The sequence below is a fragment of the Corallococcus llansteffanensis genome, assembly GCF_003612055.1.
Classification (GTDB): Bacteria; Myxococcota; Myxococcia; order Myxococcales; family Myxococcaceae; genus Corallococcus; species Corallococcus llansteffanensis.
The window spans coordinates 1-5,232 of sequence record NZ_RAWB01000646.1; the positions used below are offsets into that span (position 1 = coordinate 1).

Here is a 5,232-nt window from a genome sequence, read left to right on the forward strand (position 1 = left end):
CGAGGGAGTCGACGGAGCGCTCGAGGTAGAGGCCGACGGGGACGTCGGGGCCGACGCCGAGGGAGCGCAGGTGCCAGGCCAGCTGGTTGGAGCGGGCATTGAGCTGGTGGAAGGAGAGGCAGGCGCCCTCGAAGACGACGGCGGGGGCGTCGGGGGTGCGCAGCACCTGGGCCTCGAAGAGGTGGTGCAGGCAGTCGTCGCCCTGGAAGGCGGAGGCGGTGTCGTTCCACTGCACCAGCAGCTGGTGACGCTCGTCCTGACGAAGCAGGGGCAGTGCGGCCAGTGGCGCGTCGGGTGAGGCCAGGGCGCCTTCGAGCAGCACCTGCAAGTGCGCCATCATCCGCGCGGCGGTGGCGGGCTCGAAGAGGTCCGTGCTGTAGACCAGCGTGCCCGTGAAGCCCTCGGGGCCCTCCGCCATGTGCAGCGAGAGGTCGAACTTCGCCGAGTGCCCCTCGACGGACAGGGGCCGCAGGGTGAGCTGAGGCAGGGCCAGCTCCGAGGCGGGCGTGTTCTGCAGGGCGAACATCACCTGGAAGAGCGGGGTGCGGCCCAGGTCGCGCCGGGGCTTGAGCTCCTCCACCAGCTTCTCGAAGGGGATGTCCTGGTGGGCATAGGCGCCCAGCGTCGTCTCCTTCACCTGCCGCAGCAGGGCACGGAAGGAGGGGTTGGCGTCCATGCGCGCGCGCAGCACCAGCGTATTGACGAAGAAGCCGATGAGGCCTTCGAGCTCGGCGTGTCGGCGGCCGGCGATGGGAGAGCCGACGAGGACGTCATCCTGGCCGCTGTAGCGGTGCAGCAGGGACTGGAAGGCGGCCAGCAGCAGCATGAAGGGTGTGACGCCTTCGCGCTGGGCCAGGGCCTTGAGCGACCCGGTCAGGGCCTGTGACAGCTGGAGGGGAAGAGAAGCGCCACGGCGGGACTGCGCGCTGGGGCGAGGCCTGTCGGTGGGCAACTCCAGGGCGGCCGGCGCACCGGACAGCTGCTGGCGCCAGTAGCCGAGCTGTTGCTGGAGCACGGCGCCCTGCAGCCAGCCGCGCTGCCACACCGCGTAGTCCGTGTACTGCAGGGAGAGGGGCGCGAGTGAAGGTGACTGGCCCAACGCGAGCGCTTCGTACGTGGCGGCGACCTCACGCACCATCACACCGATGGACCATGCATCCGAGATGGCGTGGTGCATGTTGGCCAGCAGCACGTGCTCGGTCGCATCCAGCCGCAGCAGGCGCGCCCGGAAGAGCGGACCGGTCTCCAGGTGGAAGGGGCTTCGCGCTTCCTGGGACACCAGGCGCAGCGCTTCGGCCTGACGCTGCTCGGCGGGGAGCGACGTCAGGTCCTCCACCTCCAGCTTCCAAGCCGCGGGCGGGTGGATCAGCTGGATGGGGAGGTCCGCCTCGGAGCCAAAGGTGGTGCGCAGCGACTCGTGACGGTGCACGAGGAACTCGAAGGTGCGGCGCAGGGCCTCCACGTCCAGGTGGCCGGAGAGGCTCAAGGCCACGGGCAGGTTGTAGGCGGCGTTGTCAGGCTCCAACTGGTGCAGGAACCACAGCCGCTGCTGCGAGAAGGACAACGGCCGGGGCCCGTTCTTCTCCGTGGGCACCAGGGGAGGAAGCGTCGTGGTGGCGGAGGACTGGAGCGTGGCCTGCAGGCGTGCGGCGAAGGCCTCGAGCGTCGAGGCTTCGAAGAGAGTGCGCAGGGGCAGCTCCACCGAGAAGGTGGCGCGGATGCGGGAGACGAGCTGGGTGGCCAGCAGCGAGTGACCGCCCAGCGCGAAGAAGTCGTCGCTCAGGCCCACGCGAGGCACGCGTAGAACCTCGTTCCACAGCGCCGCCAGCTTCTGCTCCACGTCGGTGCGAGGCGCGACGTAGGCAGTGGACTGGGAGGTGTCCGGTGCGGGCAGGGCCTTCCGGTCCAGCTTGCCGTTGGGCATGACTGGGAAGGCGTCCAGCAGGATGAAGAAGGACGGCACCATGTAGTCGGGCAGCCGCTGCTTGAGGGCCACCCGCACGGAGTCGAAGTCGGGAGCGCCTTCGGGGGAGGGCGTCACGTAGGCCACCAGGCGCTTGTCGCCAGGCGAGTCCTCGCGCACGAGGGCGCTGACGTCCTGGATGCCGGGCAGCTCGCAGAGGGCGGCTTCGACTTCACCCAGCTCCACGCGGAAGCCGCGCAGCTTTACCTGCGAGTCGATGCGGCCGAGGAACTCCAGCTCACCTTCGGGCAGCCAGCGCACCCGGTCCCCGGTGCGGTAGAGGCGCTCACCGGGAGAGGACGAGAGGGGATGGGGGATGAAGAACTGGGCGGTCAGCTCGGGCCGGTGCAGGTAGCCACGCGCCACGCCCACGCCACCGACGAAGAGCTCGCCGGGCACGCCCACGGGCACCGGTTGCAGGTGCGAGTCGAGCACGTACGTCTGCGTGTTCGTCAGCGGCTGGCCAATCGTCAGCCGCTCCGGACGGGCGGAGCCCGGGGTGATGGTGGCGCAGACGGTGATTTCGGTGGGGCCGTAGCCGTTGAAGAGGGTGCGGCCCTGGCTCCACTTGCGCACCAGCTCCGGCGTGCACGCCTCGCCTCCAGAGACGACGGTGCGCAGCGAGGGCATGCCGTGAGGCTCCAACTGCGTGAGGACGGAAGGCGTCGCGGTGAGATGGGTTATCTGCTGCGAGTCGATGAGGGAGCGCAGCGGAGCGTCGGGAAGCAGTTGCTCGCGCGGGGCGAGCACGAGGCATGCGCCGGAGACGAGTGCCTGGAAGGTCTCCCAGACGGAGATGTCGAAGCCCGGAGCGGAGTACTGGAGGACGCGCGAGGAGGGGCCCACGCCCAGGGAGCGGATGCAGGCGAGGGCGGTGTTGCACAGGCCCCGGTGCGCGATGAGGGTGCCCTTGGGGCGGCCCGTCGAGCCGGAGGTGTAGATGATGTAGGCCAGCGAATCCGGTCCCGCCAGGGGAGGTGGCGGCAGCGACGGGAAGGCGGCGACGCGGGCCTGGGTGGAGTCGGAGTCCAGGTCGACGGTGTGCGGGATGAGGTGCGCGAGCGATGAGGACAACGACGAGACCGCGGGCTGGGTGAGCAGAACGCGCGGAGCCGCATCCTCGACCATGAAGGCCAGGCGCTCAGGCGGATAGGTCGGGTCCAACGGCACGTAGGCGCCGCCCGCCTTGAGTGTGGCGAGGAGGGAGATGATGGAGTGCGGTGAGCGCTCGAAGAGCAGCGCGACGCGCACTTCCGGGCCGACGCCCAGCGAGCGCAGGTAGTTGGCCAGTCGGTTGGCGCGCTCCTCCAGCTCGCGGTAACTCAGCTGGAAGTCCTGGAAGCGGAGGGCCGGAGCGTCTGGCGTCTGGCACGCCTGGGCGGAGATGAGGTCGTGGATGCAGACGTCACGCGGGAAGTCGGCGCGCACGTCGTTGAAGTCCACGAGCACCTGACGACGCTCGTCCTCGGTGAGAATTGGAAGGGACGCGAGCGCGCGCTGGGGCTGCTGGGCCAGGGCCTGGAGGAGCACCTGGAAGTGGCCGATGAAGCGCAGGATGGTGGCTTCGTCGAAGAGGTCGGTGTTGTACTCGAGGATGCCGGAGAAGCCCTCGGGCGTCTCGGCCAGCCCCATGGAGAGCTCGACGCGCGAGGCGCTGCCGCTGATCTTGAGCGGCTGGACGGCGAGGTTACCCAGCTGAGGCACGGTGCCGCCGGAGTCCTGGTTCTGCAGGGCGAACATGGCCTGGAAGAGCGGCGGGCGGCTCAAGTCACGCTGAGGCTGCAGCTCCTCGACGAGCTTCTCGAAGGGCAGGTGCTGGTGCTCGTAGGCGCCCAGGGTGGTGGCCTTCACCTGCTGGAGCAGTTGGAGGAAGGACTCGCTGGAGTCGATGCGAGCGCGCAGCACGAGCATGTTGACGAAGAAGCCGATGAGGCTCTCGGTCTCCGCGTGGGTGCGGCCGGCAATGGGAGAGCCGACGAGGAGGTCGTCCTGGCCCGTGTAGCGATGCAGCAGGAGCTGGAAGGCCGCCAGCAGCAGCATGAAGGGCGTGGTTTCCTCGCGGCGAGCCAGGGCCTTGAGCTGCTCGGAGAGGTGGAGCGGAAGGCGAACGGGGGCGTTGGTGCCGCGGAAGGTCTGCACCGGAGGGCGAGGCCTGTCCGTGGGCAGATCCAGGGCGACCGGTGCATCGCCCAGTTGCCGCCGCCAGTAATCGAGCTGCTGCTCCAGCACGGCGCCTTGCAGCCAGGCACGCTGCCAGACCGCATAGTCCGTGTACTGCAGTGGCAGGGGCGGGAGCGAAGGCGATTGGCCCGAGGCCAGCGCCCCGTACGCGGCGGAGACCTCGCGAATCAGCACGCCGATGGACCATCCATCCGAGATGGCGTGGTGCATGTTGACGAGCAGGACGTGCTCGTCGCTGGCCAGCTTCAACAGGCGCACGCGGATGAGGGGCCCGGCTTCCAGGTGGAACGGGCTTCGCGCCTCCTGGGACGCCAGGCGCACGGCCTCGGTCTGACGCTGCTCGGCGGGGAGCGACGTCAGATCCTCCACCTCCAGCTTCCAGGCCGCGGGCGGATGGATGAGTTGGATGGGCTCACCCTGGGCCACGGTGAAGGTGGTGCGCAGCGACTCGTGACGGTGCTCAAGGAACTCGAAGGTGCGGCGGAGGAGTTCCACGTCCAGGTCGCCGGAGAGCCGCAGTGCCGCAGGCAGGTTGTAGGCGGCGTTGTCGGGCTCCAACTGGTGCAGGAACCACAGCCGCTGCTGCGAGAAGGACAGCGGCCGGGGCCCGTTCTTCTCCGTGGGCACCAGGGGCGGAAGCGTCGTGGTGGCGGAGGACTGGAGCGCGGCCTGCAGGCGTGCGGCGAAGGCTTCGAGCGTTGAGGCCTCGAAGAGGGCGCGCAGGGGCAGCTCCACCGAGAAGGTGGCGCGGATGCGGGAGACGAGCTGGGTGGCCAGCAGCGAGTGACCGCCCAGCGCGAAGAAGTCGTCGCTCAGGCCCACGCGAGGCACGCGCAGCACCTCGCTCCACAGCGTCGCCAGCTTCTGCTCCACGTCGGTGCGAGGCGCGACGTAGGCAGTGGACTGGGAGGTGTCCGGTGCGGGCAGGGCCTTCCGGTCCAGCTTGCCGTTGGGCATGACTGGGAAGGCGTCCAGCAGGATGAAGAAGGACGGCACCATGTAGTCGGGCAGCCGCTGCTTGAGGGCCACCCGCACGGAGTCGAAGTCGGGAGCGCCTTCGGGGGAGGGCGTCACGTAGGCCACCAGGC

Annotated in this window: 1 protein-coding gene; it reads right to left on the minus strand. The window is 69.4% G+C overall.

What is annotated here, in order from left to right:
* Positions 1 to 5,218: non-ribosomal peptide synthetase (locus tag D7V93_RS37230; protein WP_147451540.1), on the minus strand; the 5,218-nt coding region annotated here is incomplete at its 3' end.
* Positions 5,219 to 5,232 lie beyond the last annotated feature (14 nt).